The organism is Spirosoma jeollabukense (genome assembly GCF_054777855.1).
Genome location: NZ_BAAHAD010000001.1, coordinates 1,710,473 through 1,736,302, shown reverse-complemented (window position 1 = coordinate 1,736,302; position 25,830 = coordinate 1,710,473). Strand labels below are relative to the sequence as shown.

The following is a 25,830-nucleotide window of genomic DNA, read 5'->3' as shown; positions in this document are numbered from 1 at the left end:
GGTGTCAGACTTGAGAGCCTGACACCTCGACGTTTTAACGTAGTGCCCGCCGAATTACATCCTCGACAGATAATGTCGGATCGGCTTTTAAGGCATCGTCGACGCTTTTTTCGGCCGTTACTCTGGGGAAACCTAAGGCTACCAGCGCGGCTAGAGACTCTTCCCGAACGGGGTTAGCCGCCGGTTGCTGGCGATAACTTGGTCCGTCTGGTACGACGCCCGCTTTTTTCATTTTGTCACGTAATTCAAGAATGATACGTTGGGCTGTTTTGGCACCAATTCCCTTGATCGCTTGTACCGCCCGGACATTTTCGCCCAGAATCGCCAGCCGAAGGTCGCCTGGCTGCATAGCAGAGAGCATACCCAGCGCCGTGTTTGGCCCAACGCCCGAGACGCCGATCAAATCAAGAAACAAGGCCTTTTCGTCGGCGTTGGCAAAGCCGTAGAGCGCCTGCAAATCTTCCCGAAACAGATGGTGGATGAACAGTTTAATTCGGTCGCCACCGCCGGGAAGTACTGAATACGTTTGAAGCGATATATGAATTGAGTACCCCACACCATGCACATCAATAATAGCGTGTGTCGGTTCTTTAAAGGCTAGAGTTCCATCTAAATAAGCAATCATTCGACTGTCGGAAAAGCTTGTTTTTAAGGTAGTTATACGTAGTAAAGATACGAAAAACCCACGACTTTTCTGAGTGAAAATCGTGGGTTAAAAGCAGGTCAACTGGCGTGTTTTCGTTGCCAAATTAGCCTACAATCAGCTTCTGTCCTGGTCGGAGGGCATTGCTGCGGATGTGGTTCATTTTCTTGAGCTGATCAATTGACAAACCGCCGTAGCGTTGGGCAATGTTCCATAACGTATCGCCATCCTGCACGCGATGGTACCGTGGCTTGTACCGTTTCGTTTTCGCAATCGCCACCTCTTTTTTGTGGCCTTTAGCCGTTCCCTGATCGGCTAACCGCTCAGTACGGGTTTCATCCGCTTCCTTCAGGATGATTATTTTTTGGTTGGGCTGAAGCGTGATGGAGCGCAGGTGATTCCAGCGCTTCAAATCGTAGACTTCAACGTTGTAGCGCTCCGCAATCTCATTCAGATTGTCTTTCTTTTTGACGACGTAGATTTGCTTTTTGGGCTTGCGCATCACCACCGTTTCCAGATCCTCTTCGGGCTCGTCAGCTGATTCGGCTTCAGCCAGTCGCGTGGCCAGTTTCTCTGAGCCGCCTGCTTTCGCGGTTTTGGCTACCATCTGGGTGGCAAGCGCTTCTTCTCTGCCAATATTAGCTAGTGGATTACTGCTCAATGCGGCCCAGGTTCCTGCTGAGTCAGCTCCATAGCGAATGTCTTCCGCAGTAGCCAGCAAAATGTGTTCCATGTTACCCGGGACCCGACTGGCTGAATCCAGAATAGCCCGTCGGTGGCTGGCAAAATAAGCGTACTGCTGGCGGGGAACCCGGAGCGGATAGCGGTTTGTGAAAGGAGGTAAAATTGTTGTTGTGATAGCCGGATTCATTTTTTGTAGATCGGCCAGGTCCATGGTACTGTGTTTGGCAAATGTTTCGAGATTGAAGTAGCCCGTAATCTGGATCGTATCCATTGGGATGGGGGACTGGAATGTCTCGCCAAAAATGCCGTGGTCACTGGCATGGTTCATCAAATACGTAAAGGCTACAAACTGAGGAACATAGCCACGGGTTTCTTTGGGTAACGCGTCATAAATCGCATAATATGAATCACCCCCCGACCGGCGCATAGCCCTTTTAACCGCCCCTGGCCCGCAATTGTAAGCTGCCATTGTCAGTTCCCAGTCACCAAAAATTGCGTACAGGTCGCGGAGATACTTGCAGGCAGCCTCCGTGGCTTTAACCGGGTCCATACGTTCATCTACGTAGTCGTCCTGGTAGAGTTTCAGGTCCCGGCCAGTGCCGGGCATAATTTGCCAAAGGCCACCCGCGCCCGAGTGAGAGACAGCACGTGGCGTCAATGAAGATTCAACGATAGAGAGGTATTTTAACTCGTCGGGTAAGTTGTATTCCGACAGCATCCGCTCATATAGGGGGAAAAAAAGCGGCATACGTTCGAGCATTAACTTGATCAGGCTCGGCTTCCGGAAGGTGAAATAATCGACGTAAGACTGGACAGCTTTGTGGTAATTCAGAGGAATGTCTTTCTGCAACTTGGCTAACCGTTCGCGGAGCACGCTATCGGGGACTGTGTTGACGGCTATAACAGTATCTTGTTTGAGCGTTGGCGTGTCGGGCAATTGTGGTTCGGGTCGGGGTGTACTTTCGGCGCGAGCCACCATCGTCAGGCCCAGCATCATGCTCATCAGGCCTAGTCTTAAGAGGGCGAGGTTCAGATACTTCATGCAGTTCTCGGTTTGGTTCGTTACGTTTTAAACTACGGCTGGTCCGCCGTCGCGGGGAAGCCGCTCTATTCAATAAACAACGGTTTTTCAGCCGTACTACAAACTCTTTGCAAAAGCTATCAGCGCTCCTTCGGCAAAGGGAGGAGCCATTAACTGCAAACCAATTGGCAGACCGCTGGCATCCGTTCCATTAGGGACCGATATGGCCGGATAACCTACTACGTTAGCCTGCACCGTAAAAATATCGGCGAGGTACATTTGCAGTGGATCATCTGTTTTCTCACCCAGCCGGAACGCCGGAGTGGGCGTGGTTGGGGAAAGTAAAAAATCATATTTCTCAAAAACACGCTCGGTTTCCTGGCGAATCAGTCGCCGGACCTGCTGCGCTTTGGTATAATACGCATCATAATAACTGGCACTCAGGGCAAAGGTGCCGAGCAAAATCCGCCGACGTACTTCTGCACCAAATCCTTCTGTACGGCTTTTTTTGTACAACGATAAAAGATCCATTACTGATGTACCATCTCCCTGACTACGATATCCGTACAGTACTCCATCAAAGCGCGACAGATTCGATGAGGCTTCGGCAGTGGTCAAAATGTAATATGTAGGCAGTAAATACGTAAGAAGCGATATATCTACGGGTTCTACTGTGTGACCAGCGGCTCGCAACTCATTCAGCGTAAGCTGAGTAGCATCGCGGATGCTTTTGTCTACACCCGCGCTCTCAACGCCATCGCGTAGGTAAGCAATACGTAAAGGTCTGTCGGGAAGGGTAGCGGAGGTGTAGGAAGCAACAGGCTGACTCGACACGGTGCTGTCAAATTCATCAGGTCCAGCCATGATTTCGAGCAGCAGGGCCGCATCGTCAGCATTGTTGGCGATTGGGCCAATGCAATCGAACGAGGATGCGTAGGCAATAAGTCCCCAACGACTGATACGTCCGTAGGTTGGTTTCAACCCCACTACACCGCAAAAAGCGGCTGGTTGTCGAACCGAGCCACCGGTGTCGGACCCAATACTAGCCAGACATAGACCCGCCTGTACTGCTACGGCAGAGCCGCCACTCGACCCACCTGGTACCCGATTAGGATCGGCTGCGTTGCGAACGGGACCAAAAGCTGAGTTCTCGTTCGACGAACCCATGGCAAACTCATCGCAGTTCTGACGACCGATGATGATGACATCTTCGTTCAGCAACCGTTGCACGGCTGTTGCGGTAAATTGAGCGGTAAAGTTTTCTAAAATCCGGCTCCCGGCCCGAACGCTGTGGCCAGCGTAACTCAGTACGTCTTTGATACCGATAATCATACCAGCCAGTCGTCCGGCTGTACCCGCTGCCAGTTTCTGGTCAACAGCTTCGGCTTGTTGCCGGGCTTCGTGGGCGTAGACTTCGGTGAAAGCGTTCAGGTGTTGGTGTTCGTCAATACGAGCCAGGTATTGATCCACCAACTGAAGGCAGGTAATCGTGCCGATTTTGAGATCGGCTTGAACAGAGGAGAAGTTACGATAGATTGTCAAAATAGAAAACAGTTCCTGTCATTCCGGTGGTTCGGCCTATCAACTCCGCACCCTGTTCGGAAAGACAAACTAATAAAAACAGACAATCAGGCAGCTCCCGGAAGGAACTGCCTGATTGTCTGTCACGAACAAACTCGATTATTTCGTATCGGTCTCTTTCAGGCCGTCTTCGATATTTTCGCGAACGTCTTTTGTGGCGTCTTTAAACTCTTTGATGCCTTTTCCAAGGCCCCGTGCGAGTTCGGGGATTTTTTTAGCGCCGAACAACAGGAGCAATGCCAGGAAGATAAGGATCATTTCCTGACTGCCCAAACCCAAAATTGCAAAAATGCTTGCCAATACCATGGTTTCTGGAATTTGAATGTATGCAAAAATAACAAAACTCTCTCGTACAATCTATTAAAACGTATTGAAACTTACGTAGTAATAGCCAATTTGGTTTTCAGTTTACGGTATTCGGTTTGTCACTCTTCACCGTGAACCACCTACTGTAAACTTTAACCTCATTCAATTCTACTCACCCAATTTTAATCGTCTCACCTCGCCGAGGTACGTTCTCCCCTGAACTGGTTGTGGTATTTTCCCACTGACGAAATTTCTCAATGTCGTCCTTTATGCCGCTAAATAGCCAGAACATCAGCGCTATATCGTCCGTCAGGCCCACGATGGGCAAAAAATCAGGCAGGATGTCAATAGGTGAAACAAAATAAATCAATACGGCAATGATCCGAATCAGGGTTTTCCAGGGTAGTTCACGGTATTGACCTGATGCATAGGCTTTCAACAGGCGGGTAACAACACCTAACTGATCACGAAACGCTGAAATGTTTGCCCCCGACAGCCCGCCACTTTTTTCTACTGCGTCACGGATCAATTGCAACAGACTCCGGGTATTTCGGGCATAGCGAACGGCTCCCATATTCGCCCGTTTAAAGAAAATCGAGGTTAGAATTCGTGAAATGAGATTGCTGTTTTTCATTAGTATTTTATTTGCCGTTCTGACTGGTGCCAGCATAACAAAGCAAAGGATGAGTAAAGTCTAACAAGTTTTACTTCGAATAGTCTATTAACGGTAAATAGGTCCAGAAGTTTTATTATAAACGGGTTGGTTTGTCTTGAACCGGGGCCTTACTTTTGCGTCGCTTGTTAACCCTTTAATTCCGAATACCATATGAAAGTTACCGTAGTAGGTGCTGGGGCCGTTGGCGCCACCTGTGCCGACAACATTGTTCGTCGGGAACTCGCCCATGAAGTTGTGCTCTTAGATATCAAGGAAGGCATCAGTGAAGGCAAATCCCTCGATATGCTTCAGGCATCCACATTGCTCGACTGCGATATTAAACTGACGGGTTCTACCAATGATTATGAGAAAACGGCCGGTTCGGATGTCGTCGTCATTACGTCTGGCCTGCCTCGTAAGCCAGGTATGACGCGCGAAGATCTTATTGGCATTAACGCCGGTATTGTGAAAGGTGTGACAGAAAACATCCTGAAACATTCGCCCGACGCCATCTTTATCATTATCTCGAACCCGATGGATACGATGACGTATCTCGCGCTGAAGTCGTCGGGTTTGCCAAAAAATCGGGTCATTGGCTTAGGGGGTGCGTTGGATTCGGCTCGCTTCAAAACGTACCTCTCGCTGGCCCTGAATTGTTCTCCCAACGATCTGCAAGCTTCCGTTATTGGTGGACACGGCGATACGACCATGATTCCGCTGACACGGTTGGCCACGAAAGCAGGTGTTCCGGTAAGCCAGTTCCTGGACGAAGAAACACTGAAAAAAGTAGCCGCCGACACAATGGTGGGTGGTGCTACGTTGACAGGCCTGATTGGTACGTCGGCCTGGTATGCGCCGGGTGCGGCCGGTGCCTACATGGTTGAGAGTATCCTACGCGATCAGAAACGTATAATTCCGTCCTGCGTGTTGCTCGAAGGCGAATACGGCCAGTCGGACATTTGTCTGGGTGTACCGGTCGTTATAGGACGTAGTGGTTGGGAAGAAATCATCGACTACAAACTGACCGATGAGGAACAGGCAGCTTTCAATAAATCGGCCGATGCCGTCCGGAATATGAATGGTGTACTGAGCACGCTGAATATCGGTGTGTAACTAGAACGTACTCCAAAATAGATCAAAAACTGACCGTCTGTAAACGGTCAGTTTTTTTTGTTAACGGTTGATAAGTCTTTCGTACCACCTACTCTAGTTGATAGCGATATTGCTTCGCACTTTAATGACTTCTTTACTGTATGAAAACAGCGTCTTTATTTACACTACTTAGCTTATGTCTTATTTGCGCGTCTTTTCGAAGCGATTCTATTCACAAGCCACCAACCGATGATTTCGCAACTATCTATATCTACCGAGGTGGGCAATTTTACGCATCAGCTATAAATTATAGTATCTACGTTAATGGGGAGAAAATTTGTAAGCTCAGCAACAACAAATACATAGAATACAAAGTAAAACCCGGCAAGCTTGCCATAACAGCGCAGCGGGGTGGCATCGAAGTATTTAAACGGGAGACAGGACTTGATCTGGATACCGAAGCCGGAAAGAAGTACTACGTTAAAGGGGACGTAAAATCGAGTCTCACCCGAACTCGTCTGGAGATGTCGGAAGTAACAGAGAATACTGCCAATCGTGACATGAAAGATATGACGGTTGATAAATGTCAGGAGACAATGACTAATTAGCGTTCAACTAGTCGATATAAAAAAGCCTCCGCATTAATTGTGGAGGCTTTTTTATAGGTAAATACAGCTTTATCAAATAAACACCTGATACTGCAAGGTTAACTGCCCACGGCGACCCCCTGCCGAGAGTTGAGAGGTACCGGAAGACGGTTCATAATAAGGGCGGTTTTGGTAATCGAGTGTCAACTTACCATTATGTCCTTTGATGAGGTAATTAAGGCCGATATTATAAACGCCTAACGTATTAGTTAGCCGATGGTAGTTAGCGAGCTGAGCCTGTACATACGGCATTAGCGTTCCGTTGCCAGCGCCAAACAGGTCACGTTTCATTAAGTAACCCAATTGACCGTAGATCACGCTACCCGTCCCGAACATAGGGAACGCGTTTCCCTGTGTACCGCCCAAACCACCCGGACGTTGTGCGGCAGCAATGTCACTCCCGGGATTCATTGCCCCATTGAAACGAACATAGTCTTTGCCATAGTCGGTGTGGAAATAGCCCAGGTACGCATTGACCGCTGTTCCCTTTTCCTTGTTCAACGGCATATCCAGGAACGACGCCACCGACCATAGATTCATGTTCTCATAAACTGTATCGCCGGGCGCTGCTACGTGTACCATCGCGTTCTTCTGCGTAATAAAGCCGGCTTCAATGTTGAAAACTTTCTTTGCACCGAGGTAAGTACCGGTGTTGTAGCCGGGTGCCTGGTGGGCTTCTTTGTCGAAGAATTGCCACATGAATAAACCCTGAAACTGTTTTTCGTGGCCCTTCAGCGCGAAAATAGAAGTTGGGCCGTAAGAAGGCAACGCCGAACCATTGGTTTGAATAGGGAATGGGTCGCTCATCGCTACGCGGTAGTCGAGGTGGCCAACCTGCCCGCGGGCATATACACTCAATTTGCGGGAGAACTGGTCCGTCTGGTCAACCGTGGCCTGCGCAAAAACCGGTACGTCCATACTCATAATGGTGGCTACGCTGGGCGCACTAAACCGCGAAAGTCCGTTTACGATGGTCAGGCCAGCGCCGAGGTTCAGGTAATTTTTGTTTTTGAAGACCAGGTATTCCGCAACGGCGTCGTGGAAAAACGCCTGTACTTTTCGTTGCGATGACGCCGTTTGACTAAATCCGCCGTTTAGGTAGTTGAAATTGTTCATCCCGAACTGTAGATACAGAAAAACGTGGTCGCTGAGTTGGCCGAATAGCTGTATCCGAGTCCGGCGCAGACCGATGGAGAACGTATTGTCTTTAGGAACGCCAATAACGGTGGTGCCGGGGTTGCTCTGGTTGAACTGGAGCCAGGCCTGATTCAGAAAAGTAGCTTTGAAAAAGTGTGTTCCCGATTCGTTGAGATTGTATTTTAACTCGTTTTTTTCTGCTGCTGGCCTGGGTTTAGGATCCGTCGTAACGGGTTCATTTACGATTGCTGACGTTGATTTGACAGTATCAACCGGTATGGTTTGTTGAGCAAATGTGAGTCGAGTGATTATCAACAAGGCACTTACCCAGACAGGTTTCAATGTTTTGATCATGCTTACTGCTTTTTTTGGAACCAGCACAAAGGTAGAGCGGAGTGTGTCTGCGTAGGCAACAGCCGAATCGAAATGTATTTAATTTGAGCTAAACTTTTGAATATGAGGTGCCTGAGTTAGTGGGGAAATATAAAAAGCGGCTTGTTTCATGAAACAAGCCGCTTTTTATGTCCTGCCAGCCCTGGAAAGAAAACTTGGCACTACGTCATACTAAATGCTTATACTTCAGCTGGTTTGGCCGGGACAGGCTTGTTTTTATTTCCTGTCAACCGTCCATACAGTCGGCTAAATGCGTTGAATACGTTTTCGAACGTTAGGTATACGGTTGGCACTAGCACCAGCGTCAGCAGAAGCGAGCTGATCAGGCCACCAATAATTACCCACGCTAATCCGTTTTTCGATTCCGACCCATCGCCCGTTGCCAGGGCCATTGGCAGCAGGCCAATCGCCATTGCGATGGTCGTCATCAGAATCGGTCGAATCCGTTCGCGACCCGCTTCAACGAGCGCATCAATCGTGCTTTTTCCTTCCTCTTTCTGCGCATTGGCAAAGTCAACCAGCAGGATGGCGTTCTTCGCTACTAGACCGATCAGCATGATCATCCCCAGCATAACGAAGAACGAGATGGCCTGCTCAGCCAGCGCCAGCGCCAGAAAGGCACCGATAACGGCCATCGGAATGGAAAATAGGACGACAAATGGCCGGAAGTATGAGTTATAGAGCGCAACCATCAACAGATAAACAAACGTGATGGCCATGCCCAGTGCCAGTCCCAGACTACCGAACGCGTCGGATTGCCGCTCCAGATCACCTTTCAATTTGTACGTTACGCCACCCGGTAATTGCTTCGTTTTGAGGATATTGTCAATCTCCGTGCCGACAGTTCCTGTTGGACGACCTACTACGTTCGCATTGACAAATAATGACCCAACCCGGTTATAACGCGTTAATTGAGTCGCGCCTGTGCCGAGTGACAAATCCGCAATCTGTCGGATTTCGATGAGTTTCCCACGCGCATCGGGTACCGTTAGGTTACCCACGTCGTCTTTATTCTGCCGGTTGAACTTATTGAGTTCTACCCGAATGTCGTAATCGCGGCTACCAACCCGGTATTTGCTGTCCGTATTTCCCGAAAAGGCCGTCTGTAACGTAGCCCCTACATTCGCAACGGAAACCCCGTACTGAGCCATCTGACGACGGTCGAGGTTTACTTTTAGCTCGGGTTTGGGATCATCGACCGCCAGCTCAACATCGGTGGTTCCGCTCACGGATTTGATTACCTGCTTCACAATCGTGGCTGCCTGTTGCAAATCCTGCTGCGAATTTCCTTGTAACAGAATCTGAATTGGAGCCGCGTTGGCTCCGCCTGTAATAGCCAACGGTGCCGATTTGACATTCAGGCCGGGCGTTTTCAAGATTTCCGCTTTCGTCTGGGCAGCAAACGTCTCAACTGAAATAGTACGTTCCTTCTTTGGCAGAATGGTGACCGTAATTTCGGCTTTGTGGTAGGGTGTAGAGCCTAAACCGCCACCCGATGCCGAGCTGGAATAACCGACGTTGCTGTTCACTTTCGTTACCAACTTGTTCTGCATCAATTGCTTTTCAATTTTCTGACAGATACGGTTCGTTTCAGCCAGGCTGTTAAACGGCTCGCCTTCAATCTGGATGATAAATTCGCCCTGGTCACTTTGCGGGAAGAAGGTAGTACCGATGAAGCCGCCCGTCACAAGGCCAATAGAGGCAACAAATAAGACAATCGCCGTGAGGTATACCCACCGTTTGTGGACCAGGCTCCAGGCTAGTAGCCGTGCGTAACCATGCTTGAGTGAATCAAACTGGCCTTCAAACCACGCTAGAAAACGCTTGCCCAGGCCGGGGCCATTGAGATCGGTTTCTTTGGCAAAACGCGAGGCCAGCAATGGCGTAATGGTGAACGACACGATCAGCGACATGAGCGTCGAAAACACAACTACCAGCGAGAACTCCCGGATGATGTTCGCAATCAGACCCTGCACAAAGACGAGTGGCAGAAAAACTACTACGTCTACCATGGTGATAGCCACGGCCGTAAAGCCAATCTCATTCCGGCCATCGAGTGCAGCCGTGCGTCGGTTTTTGCCCATTTCGAGGTGGCGGTAGATATTTTCCAAAACCACAATCGAGTCATCGACCAGAATACCAACCACCAGCGAAAGCGCCATCAAGGTCATCAGGTTGAGCGTGAAGCCCAATAGATACATCGGCACGAAAACAGAGATAATCGAAGCCGGTACCGACACCATCACAATAAAGGCGTTACGAATACTGTGCAAAAACAGCAACATCACCAGGGCAACCAGTACAACAGCAAACTCGAGGTCGAAAATAACCCCCTCGGCCGATGCCAGCGTGTACGTCGAGGAGTCGCTGGTAATCTCGAACTTCAGGCCGATGTTAGCGTACTGTTTTTCAATACCGCCCAGAATTGCCCGTACGTTTTGACTGATAGCCACCGCATTGGCATCGGTCTGTTTCTGAATGGAGATACCTACCGATTCGCGTCCGTTGATCCGGTTGATCGTTGTGGCATCGGCAATACCATCGGTAACGGTTGCTATGTCGCTCAGCACCACTTTCGTGCCATTGGCTGACGTCAACAGCGACGCATTTCGAATCTGGTTTATGTCGGTAAACTTACCCGCCAGCCGGATCGCGTACTGGGCCTGATCGGTTTCAATACGTCCGGTTGGGTAGTCAAGGTTCGCTGAGGTGACGGCCTGCGTTACTTGTCCCAGCGAGAGATTATACAGTTTGAGTTTGTCCGGATCGACCCCAATACGGATTTCGCGTCTGCGTCCGCCCGTGAGCGTTACTTGTCCAACGCCATCTACTTTGGTCAACTGCGTTCGAATCTGATCATCAACCAGATCATAGAGCTGAGTCGATCCCAGATTGGCCCGGGCGCCCATCCGGATGACTGGTACGTCGTCCGTCGAGAATTTTTGCAGCGTTGGCGATTCAACCTCATCGGGTAACTGCGAGAGAACAGCGTTAACTTTTCGCTGGGCATCCTGCAGCGCCTGATTCGGATCGGCATTCGAACCTAGTTCCAACTGAATAATAGAAAGCCCTTCCTGACTGGTGGAGCTAATATTTTTCAGATTTTCGAGGGATGAAACCGCATCTTCGAGTTTGCGGGTCACGGAGTTCTCGACTTCACCAGCTGCTGCGCCCGGATAGGTGGTGATGACCGTCACAACGGGCGCATCGAATTTAGGTAATAGGGTATAATTTAAGCTTTTATACGAGATAAAGCCTAAAATACCCAGGACAGTAAACGCCACCACAACCAGCGTCGGGCGTTTGATGGCTATTTCAGTTACTGACATGTATAGTTCTGGTTTTAAGGATTGACAGCTACTGACGTATCTGTTTGAGCCTGCGCTGGCTGGCTTTTACTTACTGTTACTTTAGCCCCGTTGGTCAGATTCAATTGACCATTGACGACAATGGGTTCACCCTGTTTCAGGCCGTCGAGCACCTGATACAAATCGCCACTGTCGTAGCCAAGCCGAATCTTACGCAATCGGGCGACATTGTTCTGTACGACGTAGACACTTGCACTATCCGCACCACCCACCAGCGCCCGGCGAGGAATGAATAGGCCTGCCAAGCCGTTTTTGAACGTAAATCGAGCGTTCGCCAGCGTACCGGCTTTCAACTGATTTTTACTGTTATTATTCAGGTAGATTTCGACCGGATAATTATGCAGATCATCGCCTTTAGGGCTGATGTAATGTATCGTTCCCGTGAAGGTAACGCCCGGAAAGGCCTGTGCCGTAATACTGGCTTTGTCGCCAAGCTGGAGTTGATAAACGGCCTGCTCCGGTACGTTGACGACCAGTTTTAACTCCTGTAAGTTGATGACCGATGCCAGCACCGCACCAACCGCTACGTACTCACCGTTCTCTACTTTTTTATCGTATACATACCCGCTGATGGGCGCGATAACGGCACCGTTGCCCAGTACCCGTTGTTGCTGTTTGGTGTTCAACAAGGCCGTGGTGTACTGATCCTTATACTTCTGATACGCTTCCTGCGTCACGGCCCCGCCTTTCAGCAGTCGTTCGTAACGTTCCATTTCCCGTTTGGCGTTTTCAACCGCTGTCTGGTTGTTTTCTACTACAACCCCCTGCACGGGGTCCTCGATATAACCAACCTGCTGGCCTTTCTTAACGAACGTGCCCAGCACTAAGTTGAAATTCTGAAGCTTTCCCCGGGTTTCGGCAATGATGTCCCCTTCGTTCCGGGCAGCCACCGTTCCCAGGAGCGAGAGCTTCTGGTCAAGACGTTCGTAAGAGACTGGCTGCACATCGACGACGGGTGTGGTCTGGAACTGTACCGAAGACGTTTTGGCGGCATCGATATCTTTTTTGTTGCTTGCCAATCGGAAGCCAATCAGCGCGATCAGGCCAGCTACCGCACCTATAATGATAATTCGTTTCATGGTAACTGTTTATTTTGGGGTGACGTATTGAAGAATGGTTCCCTGCGAGTTTTCGTAATCTAATCGGGACTGATACAAGCTAATGAGCTTGTTGGCTAAATTGTTTTGAGCGGTGGTCAGTGCATCTTTGGCATCAATCAGTGTTACTGACGTAGCAATTCCTTCCTTATACTCCAGTTCGGTAACGGTCAGAATTTTGCGGGCCAAGTCGATGTTGTCACGCTCCCGCTGAATGTCGGTCACCAGATTCTGGTAGCTAACCTGTGCATTGCTGAGGCTCAACTGAGCCGATTCGCGCGTCAGAATCTGCTGAAGACGTAGCGTTTCCAGGTTCAGCCGATTTTCGCGGTCACGGTATTTTCGCTGATTCCCATCGAATGGCGTCCAGTTTAGCGTCAGACCAATTGTTGAGCTTTTGAACCATGGCAGGCTACCATCGAAAAAGCTGAATGTCTGCCGTTGCGCATTGGTTGCATATGTCCCATACAAACCCAGCGACGGATAATAGCCCCGGTTGTTGGATTGGCGATTCAGATCCTGCAACTGTGTATTTAAAACTAGCTGTCTGAAATCGGGCCGATTCTCGAAAAAACGGCTATCCGCGTTTGGGAGTTCATTCACCTGTAATTCTTTCTCGATCTCCAGGGGTTGAATCACCAGCGTTTCACTGAGCGGCATGCCCATCTGAAATTTCAGCTGGTTGATCGCTTGTTCGTAATTACGGTTTGCCTGTTCCAACTGCGACTGTAGATTGTTGCGGTTCAGTTGAATCCGGCCAAAATCGATCTCGCGTGTGGTGCCGTTCTGCAAACGAACCCGCTCCTGCCGCAACAACGTATCAGATGAAGTTAAGTCGCGAATTGTCAGGCGTTTCTGCAAGTCAATGACTAACGTCTGATAATACGCTCGTGCAATGTTGTAGGCTTGGGTTTGTTCCGCCTGCAACGTCGCCTGTGCTTGTACCTGGGTTGAAATTTTTGCGGCTTTCAGCGCAAGCCCAAACGATGGGTCGAAAAGCTTCTGATCGACCCGGCCCGTTAACGTAGCACTATATTGTGTACCGAATTGCACGGGAAGAAAGGTGCCTGGCTGCCCGAAAAACTCGCCTGGTAGTAGCTGAACCGGGATTTTGACGTTGTCCAGCACTGATCCCGATATACCAACCTGTGGCAGGTTTCGACCAATAACCTGCTGCGTTTGTGCTACCGAAATCTGCTCGTTGATGCGGGAAATCTTAATCGTTGGATTGTTCGCCCGTGCATATTCAACACACTGTGCGAGGGTATAACCACCCGATGGTGCGCTCTGAGCGCTGGCCCAATTTGCCAGTAAGCTCAGCGTCAGCATCATCAGTGTAGTCTGCTTTATGCTTTTCATTAGTTCTGGGAATCTATATATAGTGAAGCGGGAAAGGAGTTATAAGCTTTTTATAAATCGGCGGATGGCTCGTTCAAACAAGTGAGTGGGCTGCCTGAAGAGGGCCACCATGTTGGGGTCTTCAACTTTCTCAAGCAGTTTGGCTCCCTGCTCTGGGCGAACGTTGGTGATCACATTGATATAGCCCTGCATCAGGCAAAACCAGTTGAAAATCACTTCAGATATATTCTCTGTTTCGGGACTAACTTCCCGAAACAGGCTCTCAATTTTTCGTTTGGCTTCCTGCATGCCCTCCCGGACCATCTCCCGTTGCTGCTCCATTCGTTCCGGGTTGTGCATGAGCCGGAACACTTCGGGCTGCTCGTGCGCAAACGTCCACTGGATCATCGACAGCTTGACAATTTTTTCCTCGGCACTCAGTTCCATCGCCAGCGTGGCATCAAACGCCTTGCGGTTTGTAACATGCCCTTCCTTCACAATATTGAGCAGTACGTCTTCCTTGTTCTCAAAATGCTCATAAACGATTGGAGCAGTATAGTCAATGGCATCGGCAATACTCCGAATCGTTACGGCATTCCAGTCTTTCTCACGGGCGATCTGCCGGGCTGCATCCAGAATACGCTGTCGTATTTCTGCTTTTTGCCGGGTTCTACGATCAATTACACTCATTATCTAACGTCTTGCAAATTATCTAACAAAGGTAGATTTTATTTGTTTCGTTATACTCTGTTTTTGCTGAAAATTTTATAAACGGTCATTTTATAACAGCAGAAGGCCAGTACCTCACAATGGATGTACTGGCCTTCCTTGAAAAATTACAATTTTTATTATTTTATTTCCAGTCGCAATCTGGTGATAACCACTCCTGGCCAGGGTCGATTGGCGCACCGTCGGGAGGAGCTTGCGCGCTCGACGGGCGCAGATCGGCCATGTTTCCCTCCGCCCGACGAATTTGATCAGCCGCAAACAGATGATGGGCGGCTGTTTTCGGATTTGCGCTGGCTGCGCTGAGCTTACCTTTCAATTGACTTAATTTGAACGTAGCAATGGCTCGTGCCTGTGGTGCTACATCCTGATTGCCAGATAAGTCAATCAATTTCTGCAGGAACAACTTATCGGTTAATCGCTTCACTTCTGCCTGGTATCCATCGGCTGGGTCAGCTTTATACCACGTAGCAGTAAGCAATTGATCGAGCATTGATTCCAGGCTCAGTTGTGCCGGGTCGATGGCTGATTGCGTCACTAATCGACTGACACGTTCCGGATTTAACATCATCTGGAGCGTCATGCCTGCTGCTGCTTCGGGGGCTCCCATTGGGTCGAACGTGATGCCCGACCGACGTTTAAATACTTCGCGTGGGTTGGGGTCGTACCGAAATGGACGGGGTGGAATTAGGGCTAGAATTGGCTTGGGAAGTGCCAGAAAAGCCGGGTCAATGGTGGCGAGTAAAGCATCCAGCGCTCGTTTCTGCTCCGGCGCAGGAACCGTCGACATCACCGGCTGACCATCACCCCGCAGCGCGTTTGTATACGTTTGACCGCCCACTACTTTCGCGGCCGATTCAACCTGATACCGGTGAAACATATACATCGGTACCAGCACCTCTTCGAGCGTTGCCATTGGTGCACCAACCGGTATTTTCTTCTCTGAGAAATTAGCCAGTGCTACGCGCCGAACATCTGATACACGTTTCAGTTCATCGACCGCATTGGCTCCATTATCCCATAAGTGCGTACCAGGGTGCGCGGAGCCTTCGGGCCGGGCATCCTGATCGGTCAGGAAGGTGAGCCCTGCCTTGTGCATGTCGTTTACGATCTTGTCAAGTGCCTGTTTTTCATCCGTTCCATTCGGAAATTGCTCGTAGCCGTACCGGATGCTCCATTTGTCGTACTCGCCAATGTTTTTCGCATACGCATCCGACAGGTCAATAATGGCGCCTTTTACTTTGGCAACCATTGTTGGGTAATCCATCACCGAAGCCCGATTTTGTGTGCTGGCGATGTAGTTATGAGGTAAGCCTAGTGTATGACCTACTTCGTGCGCTGCCAATTGGCGCAGCCGCTCTATTGACATCTGAAGCATTGGATCCGATGAAGGATTTGGGCTGGCAGCACTGGAAAAATCACCTACTAAACCCTGCGCAATCAGATAATCCTGCCGGACACGTAGTGAACCCAACGTCACCTTGCCTTTAATGATTTCGCCGGTACGCGGGTCGCTGATGCTACCACCATATGACCATCCCCGCGTAGAGCGGTGCACCCATTGAACAAGGTTATACCGAACATCCATCGGGTCGGCATCGGCTGGTAACAATTTAACCTGAAAGGCATTCTTATAACCAGCCGCTTCAAACGCCTGATTCCACCAGGCCGTTCCTTCCATCAGCGCCGAGCGAATAGGTTCCGGCGTTCCGGGATCGATATAATAGATGATCGGTTTCACCGCTTCACTGACAGCCGCCGACGGGTCTTTTTTCTCCAATCGGTGCCGGGAAATGTAACGCTTCATAATCGGCTGACTAACGGGTGTAGCATAGTCGAAATACTCGATGCCACCGTAACCGATACGTGGGTCGAACAGCCGGGGTTTGTAGCCTGCATCCGGTAGTTGGACAAACGAATGATGCTGGTGCATCGTCACGGCAGAAGGCGTTGGAACAACTTCGCGCAGATAGGCGCCTGGATTGTCGCCGGTTAACGTGATAATTGTTTCGAACTCCGTATTTTGTGGAAAAGCCTTTGTGTGAGGCAAATACATCGCACTACGGGCCGGATCGAATTTAAACATACCTTGTTTAGTGCGGGCGATGGCCTGCACGGCGCCAACGGCATCCTGCATCAGAAAAGGAGTGAGGTCCACTAATACTTTTCCACCCTCTTCCGCTACAATGTCAAATCCAGCGTGAACCGATTTTGCGAAAGATTCCTCAACGGCTTTACGTTCAAGTACGTCATTCGTGATAGCTCGATAGGCGTAGTTGGGTTCAATGAGTAAAACCTTGGGGCCGCTCCGTTGAAATTTCACGATGTGTTCCTGGCCCAGGCGGCCACGGTCCAGCCCGATGTCGTTAGAGCCAACGCCCTGCGCTAAGGTTGGGTAATAGAGAAACTCGGTATCGAACGTAGCAATTTCGAGCCATACTTTCCCTTTTTTGGCGTCCCAATAATAGGTCATGAAGCCCGGATTGCGCTCCATACCCGTTGTGAACGTAGCAATACTGCCCGATGTGCCAGCCCCAGTAGATGACTGAGCAACGAGCTGGTAGGCAATGAGTATTAAACAGAGGAGAGTGGGTACGCTTTTTTTCATTTTGAGCGAGGTTGTAGTTTTCGCTCAAGATACGGCAAAAGAGCTTAATGTCGAGCAATTGCCCTATTTTCAAGAAGATTATTGTATTATTCCCATTAAACCCCAAATTAATTTGGGGTTTAATGGGAATAATAAGAGAAGACATAGCTAAAGAAGAGCTACCGCAATCGGTCAGATCCGCGTACCAGCTTCTCATCCCGACGAATGAATCGGTTGGCCAGCGCGTTGAAAACCAAGGCCGCAATGATGGCATAAAAGCCTGTGAGAAATGTACCCTGATCAGCGGGATTGCCGTAGGCCTTTCCGGCGTAAAGCGTTTTGTAAAGTATAATGCCCATAATGGCTGTTAGCATAAGCGCATTGACGGCACACAACGCGGTTTGCGTCAGTCGATTCTTGTACTGAAAAATGGCGTAGAATGACACCAGTCCCACTAAAGCAATCAATAAGGCAAGATACCAAATGGTGTCAGCATACGTAGCTGGGGCGGTTTGTACCGGAAGGCCTGGTTGAGGAGTAATAATCCGTTCCTGTGTGTATTGCAGTGCGGATAGGTGGGCCATGGCAGGCGATTGCGTGCCCGCTTTTTCCCAAATTGGAGTAGCCAGTGCAAAGCACATAGCAACAGTAATAAGAAACAAAAATATTGTTTGAACGCGTTGGATCATTGGAGTTAACGTAAAATGAATACTGGATTAATGGGATAAATTAATGCGTTAGCCATTAATTGAGGGCAAAAATAGCCCAAAAACTGATAGATTATGAAAGCAGATGTTCGTCTGATGGTAACAGCCGACGGATCCCATACGGCCGTCAATCAGGCACTCGATAAAACCTACCATTCTGTTCATGGAGCTTACCAGGAATCACAGCGGGTATACATCGAACTGGGTCTATTGGCCGCCTTCGAAAAATTCGCTCACGATGAATTGCGTGTTTTTGAAATGGGCTTTGGTACAGGTCTCAATGCATTGCTAACAGCTCGCGAAGCACTAGATCATCAATGTCGGGTTGTATACACTACGGTTGATGCGTTTCCACTAGCGCTTGATCAGGCCCGCCAGCTCAATTATGATGAATTGTTTAGTACGTCCTATCTGCCGAAACTCCACGAATCACCCTGGCAGGAGTTGATTACTATAAATCCCTATTTTACGCTGCTTAAAATTGAAACCCAGTTGCAGGAATTAAGTATAGCCGATCATTTCCACGTAATTTATTACGATGCCTTTGCACCAACCGCCCAGCCCGAACTCTGGGAGCCCGAAATTTTTCAGCAAATGGCTGATTTTCTGGTACCGGGCGGCATGCTGACTACGTACTGTTCCAAAAGTTACGTACAGCGTAATATGCGGGCGGCTGGCCTGACTGTCGAAAAACATTCTGGACCACTCGGGAAACGCGATATACTTAGGGCGATTAAGTAGACTAATGATGAGAGTTGCATATTTTAATCCCAATACCAGCCGATTGACCTAATTTTCCGGGTCACCGAACGTTATTAGTCAAACAATGAATATGTCAACGACCTGATAACTATGAACCGGCTGCTTCTCTTTTTTCTCGCTTTCGTTTTGCTCACCATCAGCGCCTTCCGTACTACGTTGCCTATTGAGCACTCGATCAGCAAGCCCACCGACGAACGTAAACACATTAACTGGCTGACTATTCAGGAAGCTTATGCTCTGACAAAGAAGAAGCCCAGGAAATTTGTCGTCGATGTGTATACCAACTGGTGCGGCTGGTGTAAAGTAATGGATCGCGAAACGTTTTCAAAACCAGCTATTGTCGATTACGTTAATGAGAATTTTTACCCCGTTCGGTTTAATGCGGAGCAAACTGCCGACGTGACATTGGGTAAGGAGACATTTAAATACATTGGCGGGGGTAGTCGGGGCGTTCACGAACTGGCTGCGGCTCTGTTGAAAAATCAGATGAGTTATCCGACGACAGTATTTCTGGACGAGAAATTCAATCTGATTCAACCCATTCCTGGTTATCTGGAGCCTCGTACGTTCCATCAGATTATCACCTATTTTGGCAAGGATTATCATCAGAAAGAGCCTTTCGATCAGTACAAGGCCGGCACCTACGCCCGAGAGTTCAGAACAGCCCTGACGGCGAATAAATAAAACTAACTTACGTAAGGCGGGTGGAAACCTGCGCTTTGGCTCTTGCCAAAGCGCAGGTTTCCACCCGCCTTACGTAGTATATTTGTAGGCTTTTATTAAGTACAACAATTTAAGATACATGAATAAACAACTGGCTTTTCTTTTTGCGACGACGGTGGCTGTCGGTTTTATGGCTGCCGATACCCGCAAATTTATTGACCCTCAGAACATGGACATGTCCGTGAAACCGGGCGATAATTTTTACCAGTATGCGAATGGCAACTGGCTGAAACAGAATGCCGTTCCAGCGTCTAAAACGTCATGGGGCAGTTTCAACGAACTTCGGGAAAAGAGCCTTGAGGCTATGAAGTCCTTGCTCGATGATGCCGCCAAGACAACGACGAAAGGGCGGCTATACCAAATGGTCGGCGATTATTATACGAGTGGGATGGATAGCTTGACGATTGAGAAGCGTGGTTTCGACCCCATTAAGCCTGAGCTTGCCCGTATTGATAAGGTCAACAATAAACAGGCTTTTTTCGATGAGCTTGCTTACCAGCGAACACAAAGTAATGGCATGCTCTTTGGGTTTTTTGTCGCTCAGGATCGTAAAAATGTCAGTAAATACATGCCCCAGTTCAGTCAGGGCGGTACTACACTTCCAGATCGCGATTATTACCTGAAAAACGACACACGCAGTGTAAAAATCCGGGATGCCTATCGCGATAATCTGACCAAAATGTTCACGCTGATTGGTGAAGAATCAGCTCAGGCTGCCCAGCAGGCAGAAGTGATTTTGAACTTCGAGACCGCCTTAGCAAAGGCTCAGTTGGCTCGAGTTGATCTGCGCGATCCCTACAAAACCTATAATAAGCTTACGGTCGCTAATTTTAACAAACTAACACCCGGTATCAACTGGGCGGACCAATTGACAAAATTTGGCGCAAAAGGACAGGATACCGTACTGGTGCAGAGTCCGGCTTTCTTTCGCTCACTAGATAGTATGGTCGCAGCTACGCCTATTGAGGACTTACGCACCTATATGCGCTGGAATATTCTGAAAGGGGCAGCTCCGTACTTGAGTGATGCGTTTGTGAAACAGAGTTTTGCCTTTTCGAAAATATTGACGGGTCAGAAAGAGCAAACACCTCGCTGGCAACGTATCAGTGGCCTTATTGATAACTCCCTCGGTGATTTGCTGGGCCAGCTTTACGTTCAGAGTTATTTCAAACCCGAGGCCAAGCAACGGATGCTTACATTGGTCGGAAATCTCGAAACGTCCTACAAAGAGCATATAAAAAATCTCGACTGGATGAGTGAGGAAACCAAGAAGAAAGCCCTCACGAAACTGCTGGCCTTCAAACGCAAAATCGGCTATCCGGACAAATGGAAAAACTATGAAGGCGTTACCATTACACGAAATGATTTCTATGGCAACGTGAAATCGGCGAGCAAGTGGTCGTATAACTACATGATTGACCGATTGGGTAAGCCGGTTGACAAGATGGAGTGGGGCATGACACCACCGACGGTAAATGCCTATTACAACCCGGTCAACAATGAAATTGCTTTCCCGGCCGCTATTCTGCAGTTTCCTTTCTTCGATTTCGAGGCCGACGATGCGATTAATTATGGCGGAATTGGCGCGGTAATTGGTCATGAAATGACGCATGGCTTCGATGATCAGGGTCGGCAATACGATGCCGATGGAACACTACGTGACTGGTGGACCAAAGCCGACGCTGACAACTTTAAAAAACGGGCCGATCAGGTAAAAGATCAGTTTTTTGGCTTCAAAGTACTTGACTCGATTAAGGTCAATGGCCAGTTAACACTGGGCGAAAATCTGGCAGATCTCGGCGGTCTAAACATTGCGTATGATGCCTTTAAGAAAACAGCGCAGGGTAAGTCGAGTGGCAAAAAAAGTATGATTGATGGCTTCACACCTGATCAGCGGTTTTTCCTGTCGTGGGCGCAGGTCTGGCGCATTAACGTGCTGCCAGAGACGCAAGCCCAATTGATTATGACCGATCCACATGCGCCGGGTCTCTATCGCTGCAATGGGCCATTGTCGAATATTAATGCCTGGTATCAGGCCTTCAATGTTCAGCCCGGTGATAAGATGTACAAAAAGCCAGAGGAACGTATCAAGGTTTGGTAAAGGACGATAGAAATACGCTAAAAGCCGTACTCAAGTAATTGGGCGCGGCTTTTGCGTTTTTAAAATCTATACATAGATTGCTTAACTTTCGAGACATTTTATAATGGGTTTTTGTCAATTGAACGGACCAACTTCCTTAGCCGTCACCATGAAAACATCCTACCTTTTTCTGATTTTGATAGCGATAAATCTATCGTGCCAAACCAAGCCTAAGCAGGAGGCTGCCGCTACGTCCACAGCAACAGAAGATAGTGCCTCGGCGTTGGCAAAACGTCCTGGTCCAGACACTCCAAGATCAGCGGCCGACCGCTTAGTGAGAGCGCTTTACTTCGAGCATAACAAAAAAGAAAATCCATTTCTGGAGAAGAAAGATCGTGCGCTGGTAGACCAGTTTTTCGCCAAATCCACCGCCGATCTCATCTGGAGCGATGCGTTGAAATCGGCAAGTAAAGTGAACCGATCAAAAATAAATCTTCTCTTTAATGCATCCGATGCAGCCGTCAAAAAAACCTGGGTACTTCCGGCAATTGTAGGCGGTTCAAGAGCGATTGTATATGTAACATTTGAAAATAAAGGCAAAGTTGAGGAAGTCAAGATTGACATGCAGCAAATAAGTGGTCGGTGGCGTATCACAGAGATGGTTTATCCGGACGGAAAACGGCTGACCCAGTTATTAAGCTAGCCGATATCTAATAGAAATGGCTGACTACCTGTATTTTAAAATATAAGCTGGTGCCCTTTTACGCACAGGCTATAAAATTTGTGGACAGTAGAGTAGCTCACTGTAAAAGTAAACCACAAATTATTTTTAATTGATCTGTTGACAACGTCGCAAAAACGTGTAATTTTGCAACTCCAAACCGGAAAGGGGACGGGAAATGTTCTTTTACTAGTGAATTTCGGGGAGTTTCCAGAGTGGCCAAATGGATCAGACTGTAAATCTGCTGGCGTACGCCTTCGGAGGTTCGAATCCTCCACTCCCCACAAGAAAAGTCGCAAATCAATAGTCATTGGTCAATAGTGGGTTACACTAAAAACTGGTAACTAAGGCTTGCTGACTCTTTCGCGGAAGTAGCTCAATTGGTAGAGCGATAGCCTTCCAAGCTATAGGTTGCGGGTTCGAGACCCGTCTTCCGCTCAATGGCACATGGCCATTAGCTGACCATCGTTTTTAACGACTGAGTGCTAATGGCTAATGACTGTTAAAGCAAGCCGTTATAGCTCAGTGGTAGAGCACTTCCTTGGTAAGGAAGAGGTCCGGGGTTCAAATCCCCGTAACGGCTCAAGACTTCGAGAAGAAGTCTTTTTTGATTTGAGTTTTAAGCTAAAACGGCGTCAGACCTCAATAGGGTGATCTCGTTCGGCTTAATTGACGTTAAGCGAGTTCATCCAATAACAAAAACAGTTCACAATAGCGTTTTAAAAACATGGCAAAAGAGAATTTTGACCGCTCGAAACCGCACGTAAACATCGGTACGATTGGTCACGTTGACCACGGTAAAACGACGCTGACGGCTGCCATTACGAAAGTGCTGGCCGGAAAGGGTCTGGCCGCAATTCGGGACTTTTCCTCGATTGACAACGCTCCTGAAGAAAAAGAGCGCGGTATCACCATCAATACATCGCACGTTGAATATTCAACCGCGAATCGCCACTACGCACACGTTGACTGCCCAGGCCACGCTGACTATGTGAAAAACATGGTTACGGGTGCTGCTCAGATGGACGGCGCTATCCTCGTGGTAGCTGCAACGGATGGTCCAATGCCACAAACGCGTGAGCACATCCTGCTTGCTCGCCAGGTTGGTGTACCTCAGCTTGTGGTGTTCATGAACAAAGTGGACATGGTCGACGATCCAGAATTGCTCGAACTCGTTGAGATGGAAATCCGCGAGCTACTGAGCTTCTATAACTTCGATGGCGACAACATCCCAGTTATTCAAGGTTCGGCTCTTGGTGGCCTGAACGGTGATGCTAAATGGGTTGCTACCATCGAAGATTTGATGCAGAATGTGGATGATTTCATTCCTCTGCCTCCTCGTATGACGGATCTTCCGTTCCTGATGCCAGTAGAGGATGTATTCTCGATCACGGGTCGTGGTACAGTTGCTACAGGTCGTATCGAGCGCGGAATTATCAACTCTGGCGAACAGGTTGAAATCCTGGGTATGGGTGCTGAAAACTTGAAATCAGTTGTGACAGGTGTTGAAATGTTCCGGAAAATTCTGGATCGTGGAGAAGCTGGTGACAACGTAGGTCTTCTGCTCCGTGGTATTGAAAAAACCGATATCCGTCGTGGTATGGTTATTTGCAAACCAGGTTCAGTAACTCCACACTTGAAGTTCAAAGCTGAGGTTTATGTACTCTCGAAAGAGGAAGGTGGCCGTCACACGCCGTTCTTTAACAAGTACCGCCCACAGTTTTACTTCCGTACCACAGACGTAACGGGCGAAATTACATTGCCTGCTAACGTTGAAATGGTAATGCCTGGTGATAACATTACGATTGAAGTAAGTCTGATCAACAAAATCGCCATGGAAAAAGGTCTACGTTTCGCTATCCGCGAAGGTGGCCGTACTGTAGGGGCTGGTCAGGTAACGGAAATCCTCGACTAAGGTAAATATCTCATAACAAGTGCATTTCTTACTAGAGATGCACTTGTTTTTTTAATAATAGTTCGTACTTTTGCAGTCCGTTTTGGGGCACGCTGATTCGGACAACAGTATAGAATTTTAAAACGGGTGTAGTTCAAGGGTAGAATAGCGGTCTCCAAAACCGTTGATGGGAGTTCGAATCTCTCCACCCGTGCAAATCCCTTACATAAATGGACAAGTTTGTATCGTTTCTGAAAGCCTCCTGGGAGGAAGTTCAGCACAACGTGACTTGGCCTAAATTCAGCGATCTGCAATCCAGTTCAACGCTGGTACTTGTAGCATCGTTGATTTTTGCGCTATTGGTCGGGTTAATTGATTTAGTATTCGAGAACGGGCTGAATGCATTTTATCAGTCATTCTAATCTATGATTGACATTGCTGCTTTCTAATGTAGATCAGCAATTACAGGTCATAAATCTTTACCAATATGAGCGGCATACAGTGGTACGTCATTCGGGCGGTATCAGGGCAGGAGAAGAAGATCAAATCCTACCTTGATAACGAAATTATCCGGCAGAAGTTAGACGAAGTTATTCCACAGGTTTTGATTCCTGCGGAGAAGGTGTACGAAATGCGCAACGGTAAGAAGCGTGTTCGGGAAAAATCATTTTTCCCTGGCTATATCCTGATTTCGGCTGATTTGGGTAATAACCGGGCACTCGACATGATCCTGAATATGCCGGGTGTACTGGGGTTTTTGGGTAATGCGCAAGTGGGCACTACATCAAAAGTCCCTGTTCCACTACGTCAGGCCGAAGTAAATCGGATTCTGGGTAAAGTGGAGGAAGAAGCTCAGGAAGTGGTTAGCTCGACAGTGGCTTATATCCGAGGTGAAAATGTAAAAGTAGTCGATGGTCCATTTGGTGGTTTCATCGGCACTGTAGAAGAAGTATTCGATGACCGGAAGAAATTGAATGTCGTCGTAAAAATATTTGGCCGGAATACTCCGGTAGAACTCAGTTACGCACAAGTAGAGAAGGAGAATTGATCGCAAATCAGTTATCCGTGGTCCGGCGTTCTATGCTTCCCTCAGAGAATGACCGCCCAAAACAAGTTGATTTACTGCGACAGGCGTGCGGATTGGTTATGTGACTAACCGATAGGAAACCGGAAGCAGGAGATCGTAACTCAATTACCACAATGGCAAAAGAAGTAGGTGGCTATGTAAAGCTGCAAGTCAAAGGCGGGCAAGCCAACCCCTCACCTCCGATTGGTCCGGCGCTGGGTTCCAAGGGTTTAAATATCATGGAATTCTGCAAGCAGTTCAACGGTCGGACGCAGGACAAAGTGGGTACGGTGTTGCCAGTATTGATTACGTATTACAAGGACAAGTCCTTTGATTTCGTCATCAAAACCCCGCCGGCTCCAATTCTGCTGCTGGAAGCGGCTAAGCTGAAAGGCGGATCTGCTCAACCAAACCGTAACAAAGTTGGCTCAGTATCGTGGGATCAAATTCGGACTATCGCGGAAACAAAGATGCCCGATTTGAATGCCTTCACAGTCGAGTCCGCAATGAAACAGGTGGCCGGTACGGCCCGCAGTATGGGTATCACGGTGACGGGCACTGCGCCCTTCGAGAACTAATAGACTTGCCGAAGCAAACACAGA

At 48.6% G+C, this 25,830-nt stretch carries 22 protein-coding genes and 4 tRNA genes; 14 read left to right on the top strand and 12 right to left on the bottom strand.

Going from position 1 to position 25,830, the window contains the following annotated elements:
* Positions 1-34: 34 nt before the first annotated feature.
* The 5 genes from ruvA to ACYVEA_RS07030 form a co-directional block, all read right to left on the bottom strand.
* A complete protein-coding gene (ruvA, locus tag ACYVEA_RS07050; RefSeq protein WP_461112659.1) occupies positions 35-625 on the bottom strand; it encodes a Holliday junction branch migration protein RuvA in 591 nt (196 codons plus the stop codon).
* Between the two features lie 124 nt (positions 626-749).
* Positions 750-2,369: a lytic transglycosylase domain-containing protein gene (locus ACYVEA_RS07045; protein WP_461112658.1), complete on the bottom strand. Its 1,620-nt coding sequence runs from the start codon at positions 2,367-2,369 to the stop codon at positions 750-752.
* Between the two features lie 96 nt (positions 2,370-2,465).
* Positions 2,466-3,890, bottom strand: coding sequence for an Asp-tRNA(Asn)/Glu-tRNA(Gln) amidotransferase subunit GatA (gene gatA, locus ACYVEA_RS07040; protein ID WP_461112656.1), 1,425 nt, complete (start codon positions 3,888-3,890; stop codon positions 2,466-2,468).
* Between the two features lie 138 nt (positions 3,891-4,028).
* On the bottom strand, positions 4,029-4,235 hold the full coding sequence (locus ACYVEA_RS07035) for a Sec-independent protein translocase subunit TatA/TatB (protein WP_093832206.1): 207 nt from the start codon (positions 4,233-4,235) through the stop codon (positions 4,029-4,031).
* 172 nt (positions 4,236-4,407) lie between these two features.
* Positions 4,408-4,869: a YkvA family protein gene (locus ACYVEA_RS07030; RefSeq protein WP_461112654.1), complete on the bottom strand. Its 462-nt coding sequence runs from the start codon at positions 4,867-4,869 to the stop codon at positions 4,408-4,410.
* A 192-nt stretch (positions 4,870-5,061) separates the two neighbouring features.
* Between ACYVEA_RS07030 and mdh the strand changes: the two genes are divergently transcribed.
* On the top strand, positions 5,062-6,003 hold the full coding sequence (gene mdh, locus ACYVEA_RS07025; RefSeq protein ID WP_461112652.1) for a malate dehydrogenase: 942 nt from the start codon (positions 5,062-5,064) through the stop codon (positions 6,001-6,003).
* 140 nt (positions 6,004-6,143) lie between these two features.
* Positions 6,144-6,590 (top strand): DUF2846 domain-containing protein, encoded by a 447-nt coding sequence (locus ACYVEA_RS07020; protein WP_461112651.1) that lies wholly within the window; start codon positions 6,144-6,146, stop codon positions 6,588-6,590.
* A gap of 72 nt (positions 6,591-6,662) precedes the next feature.
* Here ACYVEA_RS07020 and ACYVEA_RS07015 read toward each other — a convergent pair whose 3' ends face one another.
* The 7 genes from ACYVEA_RS07015 to ACYVEA_RS06985 all read right to left on the bottom strand — a co-directional run bounded on the left by ACYVEA_RS07015 (position 6,663) and on the right by ACYVEA_RS06985 (position 17,964).
* Positions 6,663-8,120, bottom strand: a complete 1,458-nt coding sequence (locus ACYVEA_RS07015) for a hypothetical protein (RefSeq protein WP_461112650.1) — start codon at positions 8,118-8,120, stop codon at positions 6,663-6,665.
* Between the two features lie 218 nt (positions 8,121-8,338).
* Entirely contained in the window at positions 8,339-11,488 is a 3,150-nt protein-coding gene (locus ACYVEA_RS07010) for an efflux RND transporter permease subunit (protein WP_461112649.1), read from the bottom strand.
* Positions 11,489-11,502: 14 nt separating this feature from the next.
* Positions 11,503-12,606 carry an efflux RND transporter periplasmic adaptor subunit gene (locus ACYVEA_RS07005; protein ID WP_461112648.1) on the bottom strand — a complete coding sequence of 368 codons (1,104 nt, stop codon included), beginning with the start codon at positions 12,604-12,606 and terminating at the stop codon, positions 11,503-11,505.
* A 9-nt stretch (positions 12,607-12,615) separates the two neighbouring features.
* Positions 12,616-13,983: a TolC family protein gene (locus tag ACYVEA_RS07000; RefSeq protein ID WP_461112647.1), complete on the bottom strand. Its 1,368-nt coding sequence runs from the start codon at positions 13,981-13,983 to the stop codon at positions 12,616-12,618.
* A gap of 39 nt (positions 13,984-14,022) precedes the next feature.
* Entirely contained in the window at positions 14,023-14,652 is a 630-nt protein-coding gene (locus ACYVEA_RS06995) for a TetR/AcrR family transcriptional regulator (protein ID WP_461112646.1), read from the bottom strand.
* A gap of 163 nt (positions 14,653-14,815) precedes the next feature.
* Positions 14,816-17,296, bottom strand: a complete 2,481-nt coding sequence (locus tag ACYVEA_RS06990; RefSeq protein WP_461112644.1) for a zinc-dependent metalloprotease — start codon at positions 17,294-17,296, stop codon at positions 14,816-14,818.
* Between the two features lie 158 nt (positions 17,297-17,454).
* Entirely contained in the window at positions 17,455-17,964 is a 510-nt protein-coding gene (locus tag ACYVEA_RS06985; RefSeq protein WP_461112643.1) for a DUF4293 domain-containing protein, read from the bottom strand.
* Positions 17,965-18,057: 93 nt separating this feature from the next.
* Between ACYVEA_RS06985 and mnmC2 the strand changes: the two genes are divergently transcribed.
* The 12 genes from mnmC2 (at position 18,058) to rplK (ending at position 25,806) form a co-directional block, all read left to right on the top strand.
* On the top strand, positions 18,058-18,723 hold the full coding sequence (gene mnmC2 / locus ACYVEA_RS06980; RefSeq protein ID WP_461112642.1) for a tRNA (5-methylaminomethyl-2-thiouridine)(34)-methyltransferase MnmC2: 666 nt from the start codon (positions 18,058-18,060) through the stop codon (positions 18,721-18,723).
* A gap of 111 nt (positions 18,724-18,834) precedes the next feature.
* Positions 18,835-19,428 carry a thioredoxin family protein gene (locus tag ACYVEA_RS06975; RefSeq protein WP_461112641.1) on the top strand — a complete coding sequence of 198 codons (594 nt, stop codon included), beginning with the start codon at positions 18,835-18,837 and terminating at the stop codon, positions 19,426-19,428.
* 118 nt (positions 19,429-19,546) lie between these two features.
* Complete coding sequence (locus ACYVEA_RS06970) at positions 19,547-21,568, top strand: M13 family metallopeptidase (protein ID WP_461112640.1); 2,022 nt, start codon at positions 19,547-19,549, stop codon at positions 21,566-21,568.
* Between the two features lie 148 nt (positions 21,569-21,716).
* Positions 21,717-22,250, top strand: a complete 534-nt coding sequence (locus ACYVEA_RS06965; RefSeq protein ID WP_461112639.1) for a hypothetical protein — start codon at positions 21,717-21,719, stop codon at positions 22,248-22,250.
* 219 nt (positions 22,251-22,469) lie between these two features.
* A tRNA-Tyr gene (locus ACYVEA_RS06960) sits at positions 22,470-22,552 on the top strand.
* Between the two features lie 81 nt (positions 22,553-22,633).
* Positions 22,634-22,706, top strand: a tRNA-Gly gene (locus ACYVEA_RS06955).
* Between the two features lie 73 nt (positions 22,707-22,779).
* Positions 22,780-22,851: transfer RNA gene (locus ACYVEA_RS06950), tRNA-Thr, on the top strand.
* Between the two features lie 144 nt (positions 22,852-22,995).
* A complete protein-coding gene (gene tuf, locus ACYVEA_RS06945) occupies positions 22,996-24,183 on the top strand; it encodes an elongation factor Tu (protein WP_461112637.1) in 1,188 nt (395 codons plus the stop codon).
* A gap of 122 nt (positions 24,184-24,305) precedes the next feature.
* Positions 24,306-24,376, top strand: a tRNA-Trp gene (locus tag ACYVEA_RS06940).
* 16 nt (positions 24,377-24,392) lie between these two features.
* Entirely contained in the window at positions 24,393-24,584 is a 192-nt protein-coding gene (gene secE, locus ACYVEA_RS06935; protein ID WP_093832236.1) for a preprotein translocase subunit SecE, read from the top strand.
* Between the two features lie 65 nt (positions 24,585-24,649).
* Positions 24,650-25,210, top strand: a complete 561-nt coding sequence (nusG, locus tag ACYVEA_RS06930) for a transcription termination/antitermination protein NusG (RefSeq protein WP_461112635.1) — start codon at positions 24,650-24,652, stop codon at positions 25,208-25,210.
* A 152-nt stretch (positions 25,211-25,362) separates the two neighbouring features.
* Positions 25,363-25,806 (top strand): 50S ribosomal protein L11, encoded by a 444-nt coding sequence (gene rplK / locus ACYVEA_RS06925; protein ID WP_093832240.1) that lies wholly within the window; start codon positions 25,363-25,365, stop codon positions 25,804-25,806.
* The last annotated feature ends 24 nt before the right edge of the window (positions 25,807-25,830 follow it).

Bases quoted from the DNA above. Each gene is read 5' to 3' on its own strand.
- ruvA (WP_461112659.1), bottom strand. From the start codon at position 625: ATGATTGCTTATTTAGATGGAACTCTAGCCTTTAAAGAACCGACACAC.
- ACYVEA_RS07045 (WP_461112658.1), bottom strand. From the start codon at position 2,369: ATGAAGTATCTGAACCTCGCCCTCTTAAGACTAGGCCTGATGAGCATG.
- ACYVEA_RS07035 (WP_093832206.1), bottom strand. From the start codon at position 4,235: ATGGTATTGGCAAGCATTTTTGCAATTTTGGGTTTGGGCAGTCAGGAA.
- ACYVEA_RS07030 (WP_461112654.1), bottom strand. From the start codon at position 4,869: ATGAAAAACAGCAATCTCATTTCACGAATTCTAACCTCGATTTTCTTT.
- mdh (WP_461112652.1), top strand. From the start codon at position 5,062: ATGAAAGTTACCGTAGTAGGTGCTGGGGCCGTTGGCGCCACCTGTGCC.
- ACYVEA_RS07020 (WP_461112651.1), top strand. From the start codon at position 6,144: ATGAAAACAGCGTCTTTATTTACACTACTTAGCTTATGTCTTATTTGC.
- ACYVEA_RS07015 (WP_461112650.1), bottom strand. From the start codon at position 8,120: ATGATCAAAACATTGAAACCTGTCTGGGTAAGTGCCTTGTTGATAATC.
- ACYVEA_RS07010 (WP_461112649.1), bottom strand. From the start codon at position 11,488: ATGTCAGTAACTGAAATAGCCATCAAACGCCCGACGCTGGTTGTGGTG.
- ACYVEA_RS07005 (WP_461112648.1), bottom strand. From the start codon at position 12,606: ATGAAACGAATTATCATTATAGGTGCGGTAGCTGGCCTGATCGCGCTG.
- ACYVEA_RS07000 (WP_461112647.1), bottom strand. From the start codon at position 13,983: ATGAAAAGCATAAAGCAGACTACACTGATGATGCTGACGCTGAGCTTA.
- ACYVEA_RS06995 (WP_461112646.1), bottom strand. From the start codon at position 14,652: ATGAGTGTAATTGATCGTAGAACCCGGCAAAAAGCAGAAATACGACAG.
- ACYVEA_RS06990 (WP_461112644.1), bottom strand. From the start codon at position 17,296: ATGAAAAAAAGCGTACCCACTCTCCTCTGTTTAATACTCATTGCCTAC.
- ACYVEA_RS06985 (WP_461112643.1), bottom strand. From the start codon at position 17,964: ATGATCCAACGCGTTCAAACAATATTTTTGTTTCTTATTACTGTTGCT.
- mnmC2 (WP_461112642.1), top strand. From the start codon at position 18,058: ATGAAAGCAGATGTTCGTCTGATGGTAACAGCCGACGGATCCCATACG.
- ACYVEA_RS06975 (WP_461112641.1), top strand. From the start codon at position 18,835: ATGAACCGGCTGCTTCTCTTTTTTCTCGCTTTCGTTTTGCTCACCATC.
- ACYVEA_RS06970 (WP_461112640.1), top strand. From the start codon at position 19,547: ATGAATAAACAACTGGCTTTTCTTTTTGCGACGACGGTGGCTGTCGGT.
- ACYVEA_RS06965 (WP_461112639.1), top strand. From the start codon at position 21,717: ATGAAAACATCCTACCTTTTTCTGATTTTGATAGCGATAAATCTATCG.
- tuf (WP_461112637.1), top strand. From the start codon at position 22,996: ATGGCAAAAGAGAATTTTGACCGCTCGAAACCGCACGTAAACATCGGT.
- secE (WP_093832236.1), top strand. From the start codon at position 24,393: ATGGACAAGTTTGTATCGTTTCTGAAAGCCTCCTGGGAGGAAGTTCAG.
- nusG (WP_461112635.1), top strand. From the start codon at position 24,650: ATGAGCGGCATACAGTGGTACGTCATTCGGGCGGTATCAGGGCAGGAG.
- rplK (WP_093832240.1), top strand. From the start codon at position 25,363: ATGGCAAAAGAAGTAGGTGGCTATGTAAAGCTGCAAGTCAAAGGCGGG.